This window comes from Chitinophaga varians, assembly GCF_012641275.1.
Taxonomy (GTDB): Bacteria; Bacteroidota; Bacteroidia; order Chitinophagales; family Chitinophagaceae; genus Chitinophaga; species Chitinophaga varians_A.
The window spans coordinates 1,251,391-1,273,678 of sequence record NZ_JABAIA010000002.1 but is presented as its reverse complement, the minus strand read 5'-3'; the positions used below and the strand labels follow the sequence as shown (position 1 = coordinate 1,273,678).

12 protein-coding genes are annotated in these 22,288 nt (G+C 52.9%); 2 read left to right on the top strand and 10 right to left on the bottom strand.

The genetic code is table 11. The features are described from left to right. Position 1 precedes the first annotated feature (1 nt). Both HGH92_RS19775 and HGH92_RS19770 read right to left on the bottom strand, forming a co-directional pair. Positions 2–2,536, bottom strand: coding sequence for a lantibiotic dehydratase (locus tag HGH92_RS19775; RefSeq protein ID WP_168872478.1), 2,535 nt, complete (start codon positions 2,534–2,536; stop codon positions 2–4). 7 nt (positions 2,537–2,543) lie between these two features. After that, positions 2,544–4,754 (bottom strand): peptidase domain-containing ABC transporter, encoded by a 2,211-nt coding sequence (locus tag HGH92_RS19770; RefSeq protein WP_168872477.1) that lies wholly within the window; start codon positions 4,752–4,754, stop codon positions 2,544–2,546. Between the two features lie 194 nt (positions 4,755–4,948). On the opposite strand from HGH92_RS19770, the gene HGH92_RS19765 reads away from it, so the two are divergent. Continuing rightward, on the top strand, positions 4,949–6,442 hold the full coding sequence (locus HGH92_RS19765; RefSeq protein WP_168872476.1) for a T9SS type A sorting domain-containing protein: 1,494 nt from the start codon (positions 4,949–4,951) through the stop codon (positions 6,440–6,442). Between the two features lie 46 nt (positions 6,443–6,488). Here HGH92_RS19765 and HGH92_RS19760 read toward each other — a convergent pair whose 3' ends face one another. Continuing rightward, the gene (locus HGH92_RS19760; RefSeq protein WP_168872475.1) at positions 6,489–7,763 is read right to left on the bottom strand and encodes a PQQ-binding-like beta-propeller repeat protein; all 1,275 of its coding nucleotides are present in this window, start codon (positions 7,761–7,763) and stop codon (positions 6,489–6,491) included. Positions 7,764–7,862: 99 nt separating this feature from the next. On the opposite strand from HGH92_RS19760, the gene HGH92_RS19755 reads away from it, so the two are divergent. Then, positions 7,863–8,246 carry a 5-carboxymethyl-2-hydroxymuconate Delta-isomerase gene (locus tag HGH92_RS19755; RefSeq protein WP_168872474.1) on the top strand — a complete coding sequence of 128 codons (384 nt, stop codon included), beginning with the start codon at positions 7,863–7,865 and terminating at the stop codon, positions 8,244–8,246. Between the two features lie 39 nt (positions 8,247–8,285). Here the strand turns inward: HGH92_RS19755 and HGH92_RS19750 are convergent, their stop codons facing one another. The 7 genes from HGH92_RS19750 to HGH92_RS19720 form a co-directional block, all read right to left on the bottom strand. Beyond that, positions 8,286–9,698, bottom strand: a complete 1,413-nt coding sequence (locus HGH92_RS19750) for a SusD/RagB family nutrient-binding outer membrane lipoprotein (protein WP_168872473.1) — start codon at positions 9,696–9,698, stop codon at positions 8,286–8,288. Positions 9,699–9,719: 21 nt separating this feature from the next. Further along, positions 9,720–12,785: a SusC/RagA family TonB-linked outer membrane protein gene (locus HGH92_RS19745; protein WP_168872472.1), complete on the bottom strand. Its 3,066-nt coding sequence runs from the start codon at positions 12,783–12,785 to the stop codon at positions 9,720–9,722. Positions 12,786–13,243: 458 nt separating this feature from the next. Further along, the gene (locus HGH92_RS19740; protein WP_168872471.1) at positions 13,244–15,523 is read right to left on the bottom strand and encodes an FAD-dependent oxidoreductase; all 2,280 of its coding nucleotides are present in this window, start codon (positions 15,521–15,523) and stop codon (positions 13,244–13,246) included. A gap of 143 nt (positions 15,524–15,666) precedes the next feature. Continuing rightward, positions 15,667–17,091 (bottom strand): SGNH/GDSL hydrolase family protein, encoded by a 1,425-nt coding sequence (locus tag HGH92_RS19735; RefSeq protein WP_168872470.1) that lies wholly within the window; start codon positions 17,089–17,091, stop codon positions 15,667–15,669. After that, positions 17,081–19,681, bottom strand: coding sequence for a glycerophosphoryl diester phosphodiesterase (locus tag HGH92_RS19730; RefSeq protein WP_168872469.1), 2,601 nt, complete (start codon positions 19,679–19,681; stop codon positions 17,081–17,083). Before HGH92_RS19730 ends, HGH92_RS19735 begins: the two co-directional genes overlap by 11 nt. A 5-nt stretch (positions 19,682–19,686) precedes the next feature. Then, positions 19,687–21,399: a sodium:solute symporter family protein gene (locus tag HGH92_RS19725; RefSeq protein WP_168872468.1), complete on the bottom strand. Its 1,713-nt coding sequence runs from the start codon at positions 21,397–21,399 to the stop codon at positions 19,687–19,689. Further along, positions 21,399–22,286, bottom strand: a complete 888-nt coding sequence (locus HGH92_RS19720; protein WP_168872467.1) for a DUF5017 domain-containing protein — start codon at positions 22,284–22,286, stop codon at positions 21,399–21,401. The genes HGH92_RS19725 and HGH92_RS19720 overlap by 1 nt, the downstream gene beginning before the upstream one ends. Between the last annotated feature and the right edge of the window lie 2 nt (positions 22,287–22,288).

The window sequence follows — 22,288 nt, the reverse complement described above, 5'->3', positions numbered from 1 at the left end:
GTTAGTATTTATACCAGTGAAGCATATGTTCTGTTACCGTACCGCTTTGGGAAGCATCCGGGAGTACTTCTTCCAGGTAGAGGTATTCACCTGCCCGCGAAAGCATCTTCCTAAAAACATTCACCAACAAGGGCTGCGCGAAACTGATATATTGTGGTTTATAATCATCCCGTTGCAGCTGTCCTTTGGCGGCTGTAGCCGGTATATATGGCGATTTCAGAAAAACAAACACCTGCTGCGGCAGCTGTTGCGCTACCAGCCAGCATTGCAAACGGAGGAAATAGTCTGCTTCCGTTTCTGTATTGGCCTGGACCGGAATGGCCGTTTTAGTGATCAACCAGCCTTTTCTTCTCAATACCAACCGGTCTTCGAAAACGATACGCGGCAGCAGCTGCACCGGGCCTGCTGCGCCGGACAACGAAGTATATCGTCGGTCCGACGCCGCAATAAAACTCCGGAGCGGCACTCTTGGTTCCGGATTAAAATGCGCCAGCAGCCGGTAAAAATGTGACCGGTTGTAAAAAGATTCCAGGCACAGGTCAAATGCGTACACCCGTTTTCCGGTGATGGCATGCCTTAGCTCCAACTGTGCTGATGCAGGTTCATACCGCACAATGATATCCTTCAGGGATACACGCTTTTCTGCGGGATAGTTGTTGCTGCCGCCGGGTATAGTGATTTCGTGGTGCAGCAGCGGCGGATGGATATTGGCGTTAAAAACAGAGCCATCGTTCAGTTCCAGCATCATATCCCCGGGATGTAGTGCCGTATTCCATGTTTTAAAATCCGCGATGGCAATGGGACCGAAGAGATGCAAAAAACGGCCGGCCACTTTGCCCATGCCCGGCAACAAGGCATTTACCACGCCCATCAACGGGGCGGCATCATCCGGACGGAAAAACTGCACAAACATACCACGGGCTACGGGCACAGTGCTGTCTACAGGCTGGCCGGTAATGTCAACCTGTTCTTTACCTATGGAGAGCTGCATTGTTTCCGGTATATCCATGACCGTTATCCTGCCGGTATTGGGTTGCTCCTTTTTTACCTGCAGATAATAAGCCTGATAAAAGTTTGTCACCGGCACTTGTTGCGCCGTATCATACTGTTGCAGGAAAAAATCACACATGCGGTTTCTTTCTTCCTGTAGCAGGTCAAAAGGCGCCAACAACGCACATAATCTCTCCGCCTTTGCCACCAGCGTTTCCGCGTCGGCAGGTAAGACAGCTGTCTGCCTGGTACAAGTATCTTCATAAAAAATATCAGACGGCTGAAAACTTCTGGGCGTAAAATGATGGACCGCAAAAGCAGTAGCGGCTGAAGGCATAGTAGCTACATCCGGCAGTGCTGCCTCATCTTTCAACCGTTCCAGTACCGCATTGAGCATGGTGGCGGTGGTATCCAGCAATTGAGCACGGCCGGCCGCGTTGGCAGCCGCATAGCTGTGCCGGCTGGCTTGCAATGATCGCAGCAGGTCCTGTAATGCATCGACAGACGCATGTTGTTGCGGACTATTTGCCAGGAAATTAATGCATGCATGGTCCCATTCGGGATCAATACCCGAGCAACCGATGCCCAGCTCCAACAACCCGCTGGCAGATAGCTTCAGCAGGAAATCCTTGATCTGGCCACGTGCGGTGCCGGGCATTTCCGTGGCGAGCGTGTCAATGAGGGTAGCCAGCCGGCATGGGGTTTTCAGCCGGTGAAACAGCCACAGGGCCACACTGCGGGCAGGCAGGCTTTGAAACGCTTCCACGTTAAAATAATTCACCAGGAAATGCAGGTGTGTTTCGTTCACTGTGGCAGTATCGTTCAGTTTCACCTCCATGACCTCGTTGAGCACCGGATGATGTACCAGCAGGCTGCGCAGGTAGGTGAATAAACTGTTATTGAGCCGGATGCTGCTGATCACGGTATCCGGCAAAGTGGCGGGCGACTGCTGCAACGTGGCAATGCCGGTATAGGTAAACGTACTGAAAGGAGATGTTTTAGCCGCCATGCGGGTGATATAACGGAGCAGGCTATATTCATTTTTCAGTTCCCTGGCCCTGAAGGCCGCAGGGTCGGCGGCAGCAAAATTGTTCAGCTGCGCATACAGCACCGGGCTGGAAAGTAACACGCCTTTCCTCAGCGCTTCCTCCCGAGACCAGGCCTGTAGTTGCCGCCGGTGTTGTTGCAGCTGTGCATGGTAATGCACCTGCCAGTCGGCATGCTGCTGTTGCCGTTGATGCAGTAACCGGCAATAGTGCTGCAGCGGCGCTTGTAGGTCCGCCGGCATTTCTTCCGGTGGCTTACGGCCGTTGAAGACGGCACGTTTCCATCGCAGCAGCAGTTGACGGGCATTATCATCTGCGGCAGCCTGTATGGCAGTGTACAACAGTTCACACAGGTGTGACTGATACTGCCGGAAATCCTGCTCCAGTGTCATGGCAGCAGATAGACGTGTATTCACCTCCGTTATATCCATATCTTTTAACGAGGTGAATGCCATACCCGCATAACGGACCAGTGCGTGAGGAAAAAGTTTCAGTGTCATGTAACGTTTATTTTCCCAGCTCCAGCTGGTTTTTTACCAATTGATAATAGGCCCCGCCGCTGGCCGACAGTCCGGCGTGGGTGCCGCTTTCCACGATAGCGCCTTTGTCCATCACCAGTATCTGGTCGGCATGTTTAACGGTGCTCAGGCGATGTGCCACGACTATGACGGTCTTGCCGGCAAAGAACTGTTCCAGGTTACGGAGGATAGCGCGCTCGTTGTGCGCATCGAGGGAGTTGGTGGCTTCGTCCAGGAGCACGATGGAAGGATTGCGGTAGATAAGCCGTGCCAGCAGGAGGCGTTGTGTTTGTCCTTCACTGAGGCCGTAGCCGTCTTTCCCGATCATTGTTTCATAGCCAAAAGGCAGCGATGCGAAGAAGTCGTGTATGCAGGCCATGCGGCATGCTTCGTATAGCCGTTCATAGTCTTTTTTCGTATCACCCGCGAAGATGTTGCCGGCAATCGTATCGCGGAACACGTGACCGTCCTGCATCACCACGCCGCAGTGCCTGCGCCAGGAGCGGGCGGAGAGCTCTTCCAGCGGTTCATCTCCCAGGAGTATCGTTCCTTCCTGTGGTGAATAGAATTTCAGCAGCAGTTTCAGCAGCGTGGTTTTACCGCTGCCGCTCATGCCTACAATGGCGGTCACCTTACCGGCAGGGACCAACAAACTGATGTTACGCAGCACCCAGGGAGAATGCCGGTGACCATAACGGAAAGAGAGGTTATGCAGGCGTATATCCTTTCCTGTTATATCGGCGGAAGGAAGCTGTTTTAACTGCGGCGTATCTTCTTCCGCTTCGTGGTGTACTTCCGCCATCCGACGGAGGCTGAAGCGGGTGTTCTGCATGGCGCGGATAAAATCCGTAAGCTGCGATACCGGTGCGCTTAGCTGGCCACAGGTATAGGTTACCGCCAGCATGGCCCCCAGCGTCAACTGACCGTTGACTACCAGCAGGGCCGCGAAGCAGGTCACCAGTACGTTGCGTGTTTCGTTGATCAACAACGACACGCCTTGCACCAGCTGGTCCAGCCGCAGGCTTTCCAGCTTTACGGCAATGGCCTGTTCCTGGATATCCTCCCACTGCCCTGTTTTTTTGGCCTCGCTGCCGGTAAGTTTTATCTCCTGCATGGCGCCAAACATTTCCAGCAGCATGTCCTGGTTGGCCGCCAATATGCCAAAGCGTTTCTGGTCCAGCCGCCCGCGCCGCCCGCGGAAGGCATGGTTCCATAATATGCCTGCCGCGCCGCCCAGCATAAACAAGGCAAACACCTGCCAGTGATAATAGAGCAACATGCTGCCCAGCACCAGTATCGTTACCACTGACAAGGCAAAGCCGACCAGTGATACCGTCAGAAAGTCTTCCACCCGCTGGTTGTCTGTCACCCGTTGCATGTTATCTCCTGCCTGGCGGTTATCGAAAAAAGAGAGCGGCAAGCGCAGGAGCTTATGCAGGAAGTCTTTCAGCATGGCCGTGCTAACCCGGGCGCCTATCCGCAGCAACAGCCTCGCGCGGACAAATTCCGCCAGCATACGGCCCAGGAACAGCGCCAGCTGGCCGGTACAGATCAATAGTATCAGCGATATCTGCTGATTACGGACACCCTTGTCTACAATGGCCTGTGTCAACAGCGGCGTGAGCACAGCGAAGCCACTGGCCAGCAGTAATGTCAGCAATACCGGCAATAGGTTCTTTCGGTGCAATTGCAGATAGGGCCAGAGAGAACGTAATGACGCTTTTGTTTCCTCCACCGGCGGCGCTGTATAAAATGCCGGTGTGGGTTCCAGGAAGAGCGCGCGGCCATAGCCGGTGCCGGCATCTGATTGCCAGGCCGCCATGAATTCCGGCAGCGAGTAACGGCTTTGCCGCCCCAGCGCCGGGTCTGCGATATATACAGCCGTCTCCGTGATACGGTACAGCACCACAAAATGTTGTTTGTTCCAGTGCAGGATACAGGGCAACGGCGCTTTTTTGGCCAATACCGTAAAAGGTAACTCCGCGGGTAATGTCTTCAACCCCAGCTCCTCAGCTGCAGCCATCATGTCCGCAAAAGTGACGCCCTGCCGTGATATGCGGCAGGCGTTGCGGAGGTACTGCAACGGGTATACGCGGCCGTGACGGGCCGCTATCATCTTCAGACAGGCAGGGCCGCAGTCCATGGCGTCCGACTGCCGGTAAAAAGGGAAATCATCTTTCTTAAACACTTTTTGAAACATTGTTGCAAATTTAAAGATAGAAAATAATTGCAACAATGTTTCAAAATAAGACAAATAAAAAACGCCGGCCGTGAGTCACAACCGGCGCTTGTCAACAGAGACGGGGTTTCTCGCCCGGCAGGGACGCGGTGAGATGTCTGCGTTATTTTGTACATCCAGGATAAGATATTGTAAACCATACCCTCAAAATACATATGGAAAACTATCCTCTACCCCGCTGTAGCCGCCTGCCGGCGTTGATCTTCTGTCAATTGCTTTTTATATGCTGTTTTGCCTGGTCGGATGTCCGTTCCCAGCCGACTATTCCTGTTTACCGCGAATTTGCCGTCAGTGAAACAAACCAGGTATCAGGTATTTGCCTGGGATGCGTGATAGAGAACCCTCAGGGGGCCGTGGGCAACAACACGCAGGACTATTCAACCTTTAAAATGGGACTGGCCGTGCTGGGCAGCCTGCAACAAACACTGATATTCCAGCACCGCACCATTGACCGGTTCACCAAACTCACGGTTAAAATCGGTACCGGGCACACACGGCTTTCTGTTCGCCTGCTGGGCCAATTGTACATAGAAACCCTCTCCGGCGACACCTCCAATAATGACCTCAGGCCCGTAGATGCCCAGATGCTGAAGATATGGGAAGACTCCACACAGGGAGAGCTTGAATTTATCACCTCAAAACCCTATGACCGTGTCAGGATAACATTGAACGGCGGACTGGTTGACATCAACGATGAACTGCGGATCTACTACACCGATCAGACCTACGGTGATTTCTCTCTTTGCGACGTTCCTCACTTCGCCGGCGAAATACTGTACTACTCTTTCGACGGAAATACCAACGAACTGATTTCCGGCCAGGACCTGACAAGCACGTTAGTACCCGTGTACAAAGACCATATGGTATGCGGCAGGCAGGCACTCAGTTTTTTGCCCTGTCTCGAAAATACTTTGTCACGTACACAAAATACCTGGAGCCTCGGCGACACGGCCACCGTCGGATTCTGGGCCCGTATTGACAGCCAGGCCTACTGCACCGTGCCTCCCAGGCTTCATATAGAAATACCGCCGCTGATGTTTACTGTCACCGCCGACTCCATCACCGCCTGCAAGCCGGGCGTCGGCTGTAAAACCGCTCCGCTGACCAACCTCGGAAGGTCCAACCTGTATGTGGTCACTACCAGCACTACGGCTGGCAACCAGCTACGCTTGTTTATCAACGGAACAGAGGTGCCTGTCCCCCTGGAGCCGCGCCAGGTGCAGCCCCCGGACGGTCATATAAAAGTTTCGCTGAACCAGGTACAGCTGGATGAGATGATCGCCTATAAGAAAGTGCAGTCTTTCCGTACCATCAGAAGCTGGTATTATGATAACTGCTTAAGGTGTGTAACATCGCTCATGTCTGTTGATAATGCCCGGTTAGGACACCCCGCTGAAATGCAGCAGGAAAAGAAAAACCTGCGCCTTTATCCCAACCCTACCACAGGCAGGATCAGTATCGGAGAAGACATAACCGTAAATGACCTGGACGTCTCTGTAAAAAATCCTTCAGGCACGGAAGTATACCGGACACGCATCAACGTCAGGAACATTGAACTGCCGTCGTCCCTGCCAAACGGGGTTTATATCATCACCCTGACCACAAGGGAACAGGCAGTTCAGACTTATAAAATAGTGCTTTCAAGATAACAGCAGCGGGGGCGCCACAAAGCCGTCCCCCCGTTATTTTAACCAGCTATTTTTCTTTTTGGGTTAGTTCAATAGCGTACAACCGGCCAGTAGCCGTTACTGCATATACGATGTTATTTTCTATGACAGGCGTGGTCGCAAAAGGTTCCAGCTGATACAACTTGTCCATCACCGCCACCGTGGCGGAAAACAACGCCGGGTCAGCGCCTGCGGCCAGATGGCGGAAGCGGATACGGCCCGCGCTGTCCAGGTGCTGCGCTGCCAGTTGTTTCCGGCCCGGCGTATCAAAACTATCTATCTGTTGCGGATGGTCTCTGTTCACCAGGAACAGCCGGCCTGTGAAATCACCGTAGCACAGTGCTGTGCCTGACAACGCCGGTGCCCCGAAAACGTAACCGCCGCCTTTGTGGCGATGCAGTTCTTTCCCGGTGGCGGCATCCAGGCCCACCATCAGGTAACTGTCGGACGTGCCCACATATACGTGCCCGTTAGCTACTGCTGCCGCTCCTACTATCCAGGCGTCACCGGCGCTGTACTCCCACTGTTTGCTGCCGGTGTGAAGGTCCAGCGCATACAACCGGGCGTCCCTGGCACCGATATATACTGTATTGCCGGCCACCACAGGCGCGGCCTGTATGCCTTCCAGCACATGATGGTACTTCACGTCTTCCATTGTTTTGAATTTCCACAGCAGTTTGCCCGAAGCTACCTCCAACGCGTATACGTAAGTATCCCAGCTGCCTGCCAGCACAATGCCCTGCGAACAGGCGGCGCCGCCATGTACCGGTCCGTTGGTATGAAATTTCCAGCGCAGCTTACCGCTATTTTTATCAAGGGCGTAGATGCAGCTGTCACTGCTGCCAAAGTAAACAGCCGTCTCGTCTGTAGCGGGGGAAGACAGATAAAGGTCATACTGATCTTCCATATACATGGTATCGGGCTTCATTTCCCACAGTCCTTTGGCGCCGATCATGCGTTCGCCACCGGTGCGGAATTTCCAGACCTGCTTTCCGTTACGGGCGTCAAAAGCGTAATAATGACCGTCATAACTGCCGGCAAAGACCGTGTTGCCGGACACGGTCAGCCCCGTAGCAATACCCTTCTTTACCGCAGCAGTCCATTTTACGGCGCCTGTCTTCTTGTTGACCGCGTACAGACGACCGTTCATACCCGCTACGAGTATCGATTCACCATAGACAGCAGGGGTGGCAAAAACCTTATCATCTACCTTAAAAAGCTGGCGGGAAGCGCCAAATTGATGCTGGGCAAACATGGTATGACTTACCATCATCAGCAGAAAAGCTGTTAAACAATATTTCATGAGGTTGTAGGTTGTTTATAACGTTTGGCATTTAAAATAATAAAATCCGTCAATTAAAGGCTTACCGTTAAATTTGAATATCACCAAACCATGCTTCATATGCCACATTTTGTGATAGAATGTTCCCAAAACGTACTGGACATGCAACCTGCGGAAGTTATCATGGACACCGTTTACAAGGCGGCGGAATCAACAGGTCTTTTCGCTGAAAATGATATCAAGGTACGGTTACGGCCCTACGAACTTTATCAATTGGGAACAGACAAAGACAGCTTCCTGCACATCTTTGGCAGTATCATGGGCGGACGCACCACCGCGGAACAGGCCGGTCTTTCCAGGACGATCACCAGCCAGCTGGCCCCCTTGCTGCCGGACGTGTCGTTTCTATCTGTCAACATAGATGAATTCGAGCGGGCCACCTACAGCAACAGATCACTGATTGATCCGCGCAACACAACCGGGGACCGGTTTTTCGGGCAATAAAAAGGCCGGCTAAACAGCCGGCCTTGTCCATTTTTCCTTCTAGTTATTCGTATCCCACCAGACACGATCGTTGATGGTTGCCTTTTGATCTGGTTGAGGATTGGTCAGTTCTTCTACTGCCGGGTACGGCCATCTTCTGGGAATACCCTTTGAAGTGCTGCCGGTATATGGCTTCAGCTGTGGATACCCGGTACGCCGCCAGTCGTTGTATGCTTCCGGCGACAGGAAATCAGCTATGTACTTTTCAGTGATAATCTGCTGTATCGCATTGGCAGCATCAAGCGCCGGCCTTGAAGCGATGTATGCCTGCTGCGCCGCAGGCTCTACGCCCAGCATAGACATATGGGCGGCAATGGCATCCCGGTAGACAGGTTCCGCAGCAGCAGCGCCCTGTTTGATAAACGTGGCTTCCGCTTTCAGGAACAATGCCTCGCTATATGTCATCAGAAACAGTTTCGCTGTAGCGCCGGCGTAAAAACTGTTGATAGTGGACAACATTTTCAGGTCGGACACCGGGGCGTCGTTTACATTACGGCCTACATACTCCCCGTTGCTGTTTTTAGTGGCGATGATCGGTAACCTCGGGTCCTTGCGGATCTTCAGGGAATCCACAAATGACTGGCCCAGTACCACGCCGCCGGAAGCAGCCCTGGTGATGGCATACCATGGATTGGAAGTGTTGCCGGTGCCGGGATAAGGCACGGCGGCATTGTCAATATTACCGCCAAAACCTTTCGCCAGCGCGGCGAGAGCATTGTCCGCCTGTTGGGCGGCGATATGTCCCGGGGCTTTTGTCAGCCGCAGATAATAGCGGGCCTTGAGGGTGTACACCAGCTTTCTCCACTGGTCCATATCACCCTGGTAGATGAAATCATCTTCACCCGGAGCGATCTTGCTCGCCGGCTGGTCCATGTAATACAAGGCGCTGTCCAACATCTGCTGGATAACATTGTATATCGATTCCTGGCTGTCGTATTTAGGCTTGGTCACCTGTGGCATTTTGAATGCCTCGGAATACGGAATGTTATTCCATAAGTCGGTGGTGAAGGCCAGGTTGTAGGCAAACAGGGTTTTTCCGATAGCCACGTACTGATAACGTTTCGCGGCAGTAGCCTGGTTGTTCATCACCTGCAGGTTCTGGAAGATGGTCGTGTACAGCGTATAACTCCAGGCATTATTTACATCCACACTGGTCATAAAATAAGACTCCAGGTTGGGCGATTGCTGGTTTAATGACAGGTGCTGCATCCAGTAGGAGATGACTTCGGTGCTGGAGTTGCCGGCGCCGCCCATTACCATGCTGGCGGTGGCTACTTCCACCGGTGATAACATCAACGATTCATTTACCGTCAGCGGGTTGTTCGGATCATTGTTGATATCCAGGAATTTTTTACACCCGGTGGTCAGGAGCACTGCGCAACCCATAAAGGCGAGTGTTCTAATTATTTTCATGTAGCTAGCTTTAAATATTCATTAAAAGGACACTTTCAAACCTACCACCACACTGCGGTTGGAAGGCACGTTGAAATTGGAGAAACCCTGACCGTTGCCGGCGCCGTCGAGGCTCACTTCCGGGTCAGAGCCGGTATAGTTTTTATGCAGGATGAAGTTGGTGCCGGTAACAGATAACACCAGTGAACGGAAACCTTTGTTCTTCAGCAGTGAAGCGGCAAGGTCATAGCTCAGGGACACCTGGCGCAGCTTCAGGAATGATCCGTCTTCCACACTGCTTTCGCTCACTTTGGAGTATGAGTTCCTGTAGTAGGTTTCATCCAGTTTAATGGCGACGTCGTTCGGTTTGCCGTCAGATTGTTTTACACCTGGCAATACAACTGTTTCGCCGCGGTTTTCCGTCGCTTTGGCGGTGCCATAAAAATAGAGATAGGAATTGTCGAGGTTGATCACGTCACCACCATGGCGATGGTCCAGTACAAAGGAGAAAGTAAGGCCTTTGTAGTTCAGGGAGCTGGAAACGCCGCCCAGCCATTTCGGCGTGGCATTGCCAATCGGACCGAGGTCTGTGCTGATAATAGGATATCCATTATCGTCAATGATCAGCTGATGGTTTTCATTGCGCAGGTAGTAGTTGCCATAAATCACACCATAAGGCTGGTTGGCATAGGCAAATATGCCAGGGCTGGTGAAGCCGGCAAACTGAATGTAGTTCACGCCGTCGGCCAGACTAAGCACCTTGTTGGTAATTTTTGTATAGTTGACGTTGATGTTCCAGGTAAGGTTAGCGGTTTTAACCGGCGTGATGCCCAGTGTAACCTCTACCCCTTTGTTCTGCATAGCGCCTGCATTCAGGGAAGCGCCGGTGAAGCCGGTGGCGGGCGAAACAGGTGAACCGGGCGTTAACAGGTCAGTGCTCTTTTTATCGAAGTAAGACACTTCCAGCGACGCCCTGTTACGGAAAAATTTGGTCTCCAGTCCCACTTCAAATTCTTTCAGCTTTTCGTTGCGCAGCGGGAAACCGTAGGTGCTGGTAAGCGTATAGCCGTTCTGTCCGAAGAACGGGAAGTTAGCACCCGGAGAAGCCCTGTAATAGGGATTGCTGAGGGCGTAAGGACCTACGTTATCGTTACCCACGGCGGAATAGGACACTCTTACTTTACCGAAATTGAAAACGGGATTATCTGCCATTTTCAGCGGCTCTGTAAATACGAAGCCTACGCTGGCCGATCCGTAAGGGTAAAACTGATTGTCTTTAGACAGTACGGAACTGCCGTCATAACGACCGGTGAGCGCGAGGGTCAGCATCCGTTTATATTCCAGGTTGGCCTGTGCATAGAAACCTACTTTCCGTGTGCGGTAGTAGTTATAGGCGGAAGTGACCTCTGCAAAGTTGGTGATGTTATACAGCTTCTCTACGGAGATGCCCACGCCCTGCACGTAATTATTATCGTTGTAGTTGACCAGGATGTTGTTACCCAGCAGCAGGCTGGCGAACAGGCCGTTGTTAAACTCCTTCTTAGCCTCCACCATCAGGTCATGGTTGAGCTGCTGGCTTTTGATATCGCGTTTGTACATCTGGCCGTTAACGGGTGTGCTGCCGTTGTTGCCCCATCCGATGGCGCCGGGCGCCTCGTGGTAGTCGGTAGTGGTCACATACATATCGGAACCTATCCGTTCTGTGACGGTAAGCCATGACAGCGGCGTGTAGCTGAGGGTAACCACGGGGATGATGCGATTGTTACGATCGCGCAGGCCGGTATTGTCCAGTATCCAGTAAGGGTTGTTGCGCGAGCCGCGGTATAAACGCTGCGAACCGTCTTCGTTCACGGTCGGGAACGGGTCCCAGGAGATGGGCGCGCCGTATACGGTCCACAACGGGTTCACGAAGTTGTTGCCTTCCAGGTAACGATGGTTGTCTGACTGGATATAGTTGAACTGGGTGGACAGTTGCAGGTTGTCCAGCAGTTTCACGCCATATTTCACAAACAGCGAATGACGGCTGTAATCCGTATTGGGTATGGTGCCGTTGGTCTTCAGGTAAGAATAGGACACCATATAGTTGGAACGGTCCGTATAGCCGGACACGTTAATATTGTTATCAGAGGTATGACCGGTCCTGAAAAACTCTTTTGCGGGGTCATGTTTTTTCACCGGCACGCCGTTTACCTTCAGGGTGTCAATAGCTGGTCCCCAGGAGGAGGAGTTCAGCACGCCGGCGTTACCATCGCTGTATTTGCCGTTATTGCCTTGTGCGTATTTGTCCTGGAACTTCGGCAGGATAGGATTCTGAAAGGAATAGCTGCTGCTGAAAGTCAGGTTGGGTTTTCCCTGCTGGCCTTTTCCGCTGCCGTTTTTGGTAGTGATCAACACCGCGCCCCTGGCAGCGGCAGAACCGTACAACGCGGTAGCAGCGGCGCCTTTCAGCACGGTCATGCTTTCGATGATATTAGGATCGATATCACCGCCACGGTTTACTGTACCGCCGGAATACATGGAGCCGTTAGGGTTGCCTGCTTCGCTGTTGTCCATCGGTACCCCGTCAATCACAAACAACGCCTGGTTGTTGCCCACCAGCGAAGTAGCCCCGCGTATCACGATCCTGGCAGAGCTGCCCGGCACACCACTGGAGCTGGTGACCTGCACGCCGGACACCTTACCGGCGAGGGCACTCACTACGTTGTCCTGTTTGGCGTCTACCAGCGCGGCGCCTTTTACTTCTTCAACGCTGTAGGTGAGCATCCGCTTATCACGTTTAATGCCCAACGCTGTCACCAGTACTTCGTTGATCTGACGGGAGTTTTCATCCAATGTGATATTGATCACCGCATTTTTTTCTACTTTGATCTCGGCAGTGCTGTAGCCGATGGCTGTCACCAGCAGCACATCACCCTCTTTGGCGGTGATGTGGAAGGAACCATCTGCTGTAGCTGCTGCACCGGTATTGACGCCTTTAACGCGGACAGAAGCGCCCGGCACCGGCGCCCCGTCCTTACTGGTAATTTTGCCCGATATGACCGGGGCTTGCGCATAGGCAACGGATAGCGCCAATAGCAGCAGGACTGCTATCAAAAATTGTCTTTTCATAAGTGTTATATTGATAGAATGATCAGCCGGCCATATATCCGCCGGTGCTTGTAAGCGATTTCATTGAGACAGCTATAGATCTGTTTTTTGTATACGTGAATTACCGCGTGCCGTCATTAACAGCACACCTTGTTGTGTTCTTTTAAAGCGATCAAAAAATTACCGGCACAGTTTTATACTGCCACCTGTTTTGTGGTTGATATCCTCTCGGCGCAATAACAATATTTTTCAGTTTCCTGATGATGGGTTGAAATTAGGTCACATCGGGGTAGGTGATTACATTATATTTAACCAGTTCTTTACTAAAATTAACTTGGATAAAAAAAAACCGCAAACAGCAGACATCTCTCAAAAGCAATACAGAAAAGGGTTACAGGAATAAAAAGACAGGGCTAACTATTCTAGCTACAGCAAAATAAGACAACATCTTAGCCCCGGGGCTAAGATGTTGTTAATGTTCAGGCATAGCAGCGTACCGCAAATACAGCAGCCGGAACGTCGGCGGAAGGATGGTCTATTTCCAGTATCAGCTGATCAGTAGTGAGTGGCTGTTGTAACTGTAGCTGGTTATGCGTTTGATAGTTGCCGGTCACCTCGGCCAGCACAAGACCTACGGCATTTTTTATCCGGTAGCTGCGCACGCAGAAAGGCATCACCGTTTCAGGATGTGTCATCAGCACCGATTCCATCGGATGGTCATAGTCTGCGTCAAAGAAAAGGTCGATACGGCTGATGGTCACCGGAGCATCCCAGCGTAACGTGAGCTGCGGCGCAGGGTCTGTCCAATCGGCCACCCAGGCATTGGGACTGCTGACAGGCCTGTCTGTTCCGTTGCGGATATTCTCTGCCTGAAAAAGCGGAATACCAGCTTCATATTTCAGATCAATATTATGCCCTTCCGGACGGCGCTGTGGGCACCAGAATTCAAATGCCTCCATGCCAATATCTTCGGGCGGCGTTTGTTTACCGTAGTTGGAAACCGCTTTGTTGACAGTATTAAAAACAGACAACACGCCGGTAAGCCTTTTGGTGGTACGATGTAGCTGTACCAACGGATTTTTATGGAAGATGATAAACGCGTAACCATCGTTTTCCAGTATGGTGCCGAACTGCAACCGCACACAGTTCCTTCCCGGATGCAGTGCAATAACCTGTTTCTCCAAAGTCACGTCCGGTGTATGATTACCGCTCCTGCTGGTGATACGCAGCTCCACTTCCAGTGTGGTATCTTCGGTAGCATCAGCATGAAACACTATCGGGCCGATGTCGCCTTTCGGTAAAGGCAGCAGCTGCGCCACAGACAACTGTAACGGCTGTACGAAGGATGTCCCGGGGAAACCGGTAAATACCAGTTCACTGGAAGCATGGATAGTGGCGGCTTGCACCAGGTCGTCGGTATCCCGTAGCTGCAGCCCGGGTATATGCTGGCCTGTTTGCTGCAATCGTTTTTGCAGCAGCGGCACCAGTCCTTTATAAAAAATATCACCCGGCAATACCTGCTGCTCTTTGCAGATAACCGCCGCCATGGCTGCGGCCTGTGTGGCATAGGCTGCCGTGGCCATCACACGGGTGGAGGCAAAGGCCACATGGGAAGCGCTGATGATGCGGCCGCCGAGGAACAGGTTACGGATATTACGGCTGTAGAGACTGCGGTAAGGTATCTGGTAAATGCCTTTGCTGTGCCACTGGTTACAGCCGGGCTTCTCGCTGAAAACACCATCAGCAGGGTGCAGGTCCACGGACCAGCCGCCGAAGGCCACTGCGTCTGTATGCCTGCGTTGTGCTATGATGTCCTGTTGCACCATCATATAGTCACCTTCAAAACGGCGGCTCTCTCTTTTGCCTGGTATCATACCCACCCATTCCAGGGTAAGCGTCTCGGCTTCGGGGAAGTTGCCGGAATTCTTGATATAATCCCACACGCCGTATATCACCTTCCATAATTCCCATTTGATTTTTTCCGTATCGTGTACGGTGTCCAGCCGTCCGCCATATTCTATCCACCACAGCTTACAGCCGAAATCGCCGGCGTTGAAGGATTTAAAACGGGGTATGGTGGTAATGTCTTTCAGCGCAAAAGCAGGCGGGGTGTACTTCACCGGCCGACCGGTGTCTTTGCTGTAGAAATAAAGGGAGTGTCCCAGCAGTTCACCGTATTCGGCGGAAGGCGCAAACATCTCCCCGAATTCGTCCCGGCTTTCGGCGCCCATGCGGAAAGCAGCGCCGGCCAGGAAGCCAACCACACCGTCACCGGAGGCATCGCAAAACAAGGGGGCCGTTAAGTTATAGGTAGTTTGATTTTGGCTGCAAAAGGCCTTCAGCGCATCGATGGTGACTTCGTCCTTTTTCTCCGCTGCATAAACGGCAGTGTTCAGCAACAGGGTGATATTGGGTTCCTGTGTGACTTTGTCCAGCAGGACCATATCAAAAATCACCGGATTGCCTTCCGGGTTACGGAAAGTGTTCTCCACGAGTATTTCATTTACCAGTCCGCCTTCACGGGCCCAGCGATTGTTGTTGCCCATATGGGAAGTGGCGCCCAGTATCCATAAACGTACTTCACTGCTTGCGTTGCCGCCCAGCACGGGGCGGTCTTGCACCAGCACCACTTTCAGTCCCTGCCGGGCAGCGGTGATGGCGCCGCATACGCCTGACAGTCCGCCGCCAGTGATCACCAGGTCTGCGTTGATGTCCACTGTCGGGAAAGCACGGTCTCCTGTTGTTCCGGATGTAATCATGATTCTTCAGTTATAGTTTTAGTAGTGTGCAAGTCAAATTAACAACCCGTGCCCGGCAACGGCAAACGTTGCGGCCACAAAAAATAACGGGAACATTCCCATTTACCGGGAATGTTCCCAACAAGCTGCACCGGGGTTATGCATTACCTGCCGGGTTTTCCCCGCAATAAAATCTTACCGATATAAACGACGGTATGGTCATATTTCTCCGGATGAAGCGTAATATCCTCCTGCTGCGCAGGGCCCAGTATGGTGCGTTTGTCTGCCTTATCGGCCGACAGGCGCAGGGTGACGGTATGTTTGCCCGGCGGCAGGATGATCATCTCATACTGGCCCCTGTAGCGGTTATTACAAAAACTATTGAACCGGTTGATGGTAAAGCTGCCGCTGCTGTCGGTCTCCTCCGCTCCGCTCAGAAAACGCGTCCCTTTGGAGGAGCGGCTGACCAGTTTCATTCGCCGGCCGTCTACTTCTGCTTCCAGCTGGCCCATTTCCGGACCGCCGATATCGAAGATGCCGAACATGGTGCCGGTGAAATGAAACGTGAAAGCCGCACCGGGCCGTTCAGCTGCCATCACATAAGGAAACCAGCCGTGGAACTGCTTTAGCGGCAGCTGGTCCGTAGGCGTCTTTGTAAAGCCATCGCTGAAGGTCGCTATCTGCAAGGGATCGTACATGCCTGCATCTTCCCAGTTGTCTGCCAGCAACGGCGCGGGTAACGCCGCCGGCTGTACGCTTTCTGCAGCCTGTATTTTGCGCATGCCCCTCGCTATAGCGGCGGCATATAAATTGCCACCTGCTATCACGGGATGCAGGCCATCACGGGAGTAAACGATCTTTCCGGGCACGTCTGTTGCGCTTTTCCACACCAGCTTTCCTGCCTGCAGCAGCGCGACAGGTTCCATACCGAGGTGAATGGAGGGCAACGCATAATGCGCTGCCAGTTGCTCCAGCAGCTGTATATGTTCCGGTACCCGGCCTTCAGCATAGGCTTTCGTATGCCCGATATTGACCGTATAAATCAGACAGATGTCTGTCTGTGGCGATGTTTTTCTGATCTGGCGGATAATGCCCTCCATGCCGTCAGGCCAGGCGCCGTTCACCGCAAACTCTACAAACACCAGGTCAGGCCGGTATTGCATCAGCTGGTCATACAGGCGGCAGGCCCCGAGGTCTGTTCCCGTTCCGGATACACCGGCATTGATGCCTTTCATGGCCGCAGCCGGAAACATGGACTGTATGTACCGCGCTGCCTGCGGACGGTAACACTGGCTGCCCTGCGTGATACTACCGCCAATGAAGCCGATGGTGAGCGGCTGGCCAGCTGCCGCTTTACGAAAGAAATGCGGCAGGCCGCCACGCACGGTACATTCATTATTGTTATAAAAGCCACCGGTGCTGACGAGCGGTACGGTGGCATCTCCCGGATTAAAATACAAGGGTGAAGCGCCTGCCTGAGAAGCAGCAATGAGCCGTGCCTCCTCGGCCTCTTCCCTGCCCTGGCAATACGCGGATGTCAGCAGCAGCAGGCCGCCGGAAAGTATTGTAAAAAAACGTTTATAGTTCATAGTTAATAGCAATTACACTTAGTCCATAAGGCGCTATCGCTAACGGAAACGCCTGTATTACATTGGCGGCCTGCTGTGTTCCTTTATGGAGATAAACAGCATTCTTCGGCCGCAACAGCTTACCCGGCAGCACTTTGTCATAGTTCACCCGAAGGGTATCTTTCAAAGGAAGATGACTATTGTTCAACAGCAACAGGAAAAGCTTCTTCTCTTTACGGCTGATAGCGCAGTAATAATCGAGGTAGGGACCGGCGCCCTGTAACATATCCTCGCGCAGCAACAGGTCCGCCATAGTGCCATACACCTTTCCCGGTGCGAAACCGTATGTCTGGTGCGGTCCCACCTTCGGCGTGATGAACCCATGCGGGAAAGTAACGTTACCGGCAGCACGCAGTTGTATTTCGGACAACAGATAATCGGTGATCCATCCCACCTGCCACCAGGCATGATGCGGATAGGGGCCGGCACCCTTATTCATGGCGTCCCAGTAATAAGACGCCACACTGGTAGCGCTGTCTACAAAAGCATCTCTGCCAAGGGCCGCTGCACGGGCCATGTTGAGAAACAAAGAATCGCGGGTGAGGCCAAACATCCGGACAAACAAGCCTGCGTGACTGGCCAGCGCAATAGGCCCGCGGTGGTTGGCAGAACCCATAATACCGCCGTGTTCAAAGCTCAGTCCGGCCTGACTGATTTCCCAATCTTCGCGCTGACGGCCATTCACCAGCTTTTTCTCCACAGAAGGTACCGGTTGCGTATATACGGAGGTGGTATACAATTTCGCCGTCTGGATAGCGGCGGCGCGGTACCGGGCGTCTTTGGTCGTCTCATACAGCTCCAGCAGCGCGCCTGCGCTCTGGCCTGTGGCAAAGTCGGGCACAAACCGCGCATCTCCGCATACGCCAAGGAAACAGCCTTTTTCTGTGGCGTTGGCAATGTACCAGTCCGCCCCCTTCTTTGCTGCATACAGGTATTTTTTATCACCCAACATCTTATACGCTATCAGCAAACCATAAAAAGTAGGCCGCAGGTCTTCCACTTCTGTAAACATCGGTTTACCGCTGGCATGATCGTACGCCACCGCCCAGTTACCACCAGGCCCCATCCACGCCAGCAGCCTGTCGGCCGCGGTACGCAGCGCCCTTTGCAACGTAGTATCGTGCGGGTTAAACAGCAGCACATTGCCTATGTCCATCATCATGTAATAGGTAGTCCCGATTGGCTCTACATAAGGCCCCCACTCTTCAGTGAAGCGGCGGCTTTTAGACAGGTAGTACTGGCCTGCAGCGGCGCCCTGGAAAAAACCGGGTTGCTGCTCCTGCTGCATCAGTTTAAAATTACGCGCATAAGGCAGGCGGGTACGCTGCAATACGCTGTCCTGAGTGATATTGGCCAGCATCCACATGGCACCGTAATCGGAATTTTTAAAGGCGTCTTTTTCAGCACCATATACACCGCCCAGGTAAGCCTGTGCGCCGATGTTCACCCCTTTATAGTTTTCTACCTTCCACATGGAGGTGCTGTCATCCACGAGGTAATGATGCATCCGAAGGATACGGCTGGTGAGGGACTGTTTGGTTTTCTTCAGCGACAGGGAACCGGGAAAGCGATAAATGTCATTCACCGCATGTTTATACACCGTGTACCAGTCCGCCGGCTGCAGGCTGTAACGGAATACAAAACTTACGGTATCCCCTTTTTGCAGGTAAGATCCTTTTTCACCCAGTACCGGATGGTAAGCTGTTGGTGTCAGCGCCGCTTTGCGGTTCATCAGCGAGAGGCCCAGTTGCCAGTTGCTGTTGCTGCGCTGGTCTTTCTCCCACGGATCGCGGGCGGTGCCCGGCGCCGGTATCACGGCCAGCGTCAGCTGCCCGCGGGTAGAGATAAAAGGCGCAAGTGTGGTAGCGGTCCGTTCCCGCACAATAACAGGCTTGTCCGGAATGCCCTGCATATACGCATAGGCTTTGATGAAATCTTTCTCTATATGATTACTCTGAAAATAACCGGGGATGCCCGCCCACTGCAAGTCCTGCTCTTCCATGGTGGCCAGCGTGGGCGTCGCCAGCGAATAGTAACCGGTAGCCTTCGCACGCAAAAGCATGGTTACACAGATGTCGCCGGGAAACGCAGCATCGAAGCCCCAGCGGGCAGTGAGTACAGCGGTACTGTTCTCACCGGTAAACGACAGCGAGCCGTCCACCGCTTTGGTAACGGCAGCAGGATAAAAGTGAAGCGCCGTACCGGCCGTATTCATCGGCACCGGGGACAAAGCCGATTCCCACACGGGGATGATGTACCGGTATTGCGGCTCCGGGAAAACGAGTGGTTTCCCGGATTTATCATATAGGGGCAGGGGTTTGTTGTCCGGCTTCGTTGCACTGTACAACAGCGTATATTCTCCGCTGGCATGAGGCAACGACTGCCACCGCTGTTGGCGGTTCACGGCAATATGTGCCAGCTGCCAGCCCGTGGCGCCGTTCTTCCACGACAACCGGAGCGCGCTGTTGTTCATCGTTACAACAGCTGGCTGGCCTGTAACCGCCAGTACAACTAATAGGCAGCCAATAAGGGTGAATACGGTTTTTCTCATGTCGTTTAAATACTTTCTACCGGTTCCGGTTTAGCGGTGATCTTCGTTTTTCGTGCAGCCCTCAGCGGTATGATCGATACAATGAGGACCGTAGTGGCAATGGCAGCCACCACAGTGGTGCTCTTTTGTGAGAAGAAACACAGTCCGTATAACAACAGGGCAATGAAGGCAAGCGAGAAAGCGATCACCTTTAAGCCGAACTGGTTTTGTTTTTGTATTTCGATGGCTTCTTCTGTGCTGACTTCCTGTATTTCCGCTTTGCGCTGCGCGCGATGGCGTTGCAGCCGAACGTACTCGTCGCTGGCAGCGCCCCTGCTGCGCTGGTACCATTCGTACAGCGCCAGCAACACAAAAGGCAGCCCAACGCCGAGCAGCATTTCACCGGCACGGTCAAGCTTTACGCCTGCTGTCAGCGGCAGGACCATTTTAAACACCAGGTTCACCAGTAAACTGACCATCGTAATATACAGGGTAGCCTTGCCCGTTAGCCTTCTGGAAAACAATGCCCAGATAGGCGGCGCCAGCAGCGGCCCTCCAGTGATGGCCCCAATGCTCAGCGTAAATTCCACAATGCCTCCGATATAAGGCACTATCAGCGCAATGGCAATCATACCCAGCCCGAAAAACCAGGAAGATACCCTTGCCACGCGCATCAGTGTTTTATCGGACGCACCGGGATTAATAGAACCTTTGTAGATATCGTTCGTAAAAACGGCGGACACTACATTCAATGCTGTATTGGCGGAAGCAGAGGTGGAAAAATACATGCCGGTCAGTATCAGCCCCATCAGACCTGCCGGCAGCACATGCTTGCAGATCATGAGATAGGCATTCTCCGTTTCGAGGCCATGCAGCCCCGGGTTGATGCCTTTGTACAACATCGGCGGCAACATCCACAGCACAGGGCTGATGATGTACAGCGCGGCGAAAAGATACGCCACCTTAGAGGCGGACTTCGGCGTGTCTACGCTGGTGTAACGTTGTACGAAGGTCCAGTTGCCACCGATATAGAACACATGGTACAAGGCAAACGCCAGGATGAAGCCCCAGGTATACTCGCCATTCACCACACTGAAAAAACCTTCCGGGGAAAAATGCAGAAAATGCTGTACGCCGCCTGCGGCATCAAAAGCCAGCGGGATAATGATCAGCACCGCTGCGGTCAGCACCACAAATTGAAGAATATCTGTTACCATCACGGCCCACAGGCCGCCCACGGCGGTATACGCGATCATAAAAAGCCCCAGCGCCACGGTGGAAGGCATCAGCGGCAATCCCAATGAAGCGCTTACCAGCCGTGCCACGGAATACAACACAGAGCCCTTGATCAGCAAAGACACCAGCATAAAGATATAGATGTAGGCTTTCTGCACGCGTTCTCCCAACCGCTCCCGGATGAACTCCGCCGCGGTAAGATTGCCGGTAGCTTTCCAGCGCGGCGCCAGGTACAGCCCTGTCACCAGCGCGCCAATACACATGGTCCACTGGATAGTGATGGCCACCCATCCGTATTGATAGGCAATGGAACCCCATGCTACAAAAGTGCCGGCGGAAAAGAAACTCATAAAAAGGGACAATCCGCCAATAAACCAGGGCACGGCCTCTCCGGCTGCAAAAAAGGATTTGAGGTTCCTCCCTGTCCTGGAAAAGGAAAAGCCCACCAGCATGATAAACAGGGAAAAAACTACAATAACGGCGGTATCTATGGTTGCGTTCATCAGGGTGTAATCGTTAAGGTTAGTTCTCTGGTAATATGTTTCTCTCCGTTATAACGCACGGCAGACGCCTCAAATACCACCCGGTAGGTACCCGGACGGGCAAACACATATTTATATCCCGCCAGGGTGTTGCTGATATTCTTCAAGGCCACGCCCTGGTCAGGTTTTACGGCAGTAGGGTCAAATCCTTTGGAGATCACCCAGTCTTCGTTGTCATCTGTATTTTTACTGTTGGGCATCAATAGCTGTGCCGATGTAATGGTCCACCCAAACGCCGGATTTCTGAAGTCTACCGCCTTCCAGCCTGCGGTGGCCATGGTGGCCAGCGGCGTCACTACCTTGTCCGCCGATACGCTGTTGGCGGTGAAGGTACGCACTACCCAACGGTTCTGCCCCTCTGGCTTATTGGTGTCGGCATACCGGAAAGCGATATAGATCAGCGGATGCCGGGACGAATCGGCAAATTCCTTGAGGCTGACCACCCCGGAAGGTGTATTGTCCTGCCCGGTGGAAAACACCGCTTTGGCTGACAAGTCCTTCCACGTGGCGGCTTTCACATGCTCCACATCTGCTATGCCTGTAAAATCGTTGGACACCATCAGCTGCAGATTAGGATATATCCTGCCAAACTGCACCAATGTACTGAAGTCTACCTGCAAATCATTATCTGCGGTGGTGCGGCGGCGGTATTCGTACTGCCGTCCGGGTTCGCCGGAATAAAAAGTGATATTGTCCGGATTGCCCCGGAAAACAAACGCCACGGTATCACCGGCTTTAAAGGTAGTGCCACTGGTAGTCACCTCCAGCGCCGGCGTAGTCACCTTTTCTTTGGCGCAGCCGCAAAAAGCGGCGATGATCATCAGGTATATAAAAGGTCGTATCGTCATAT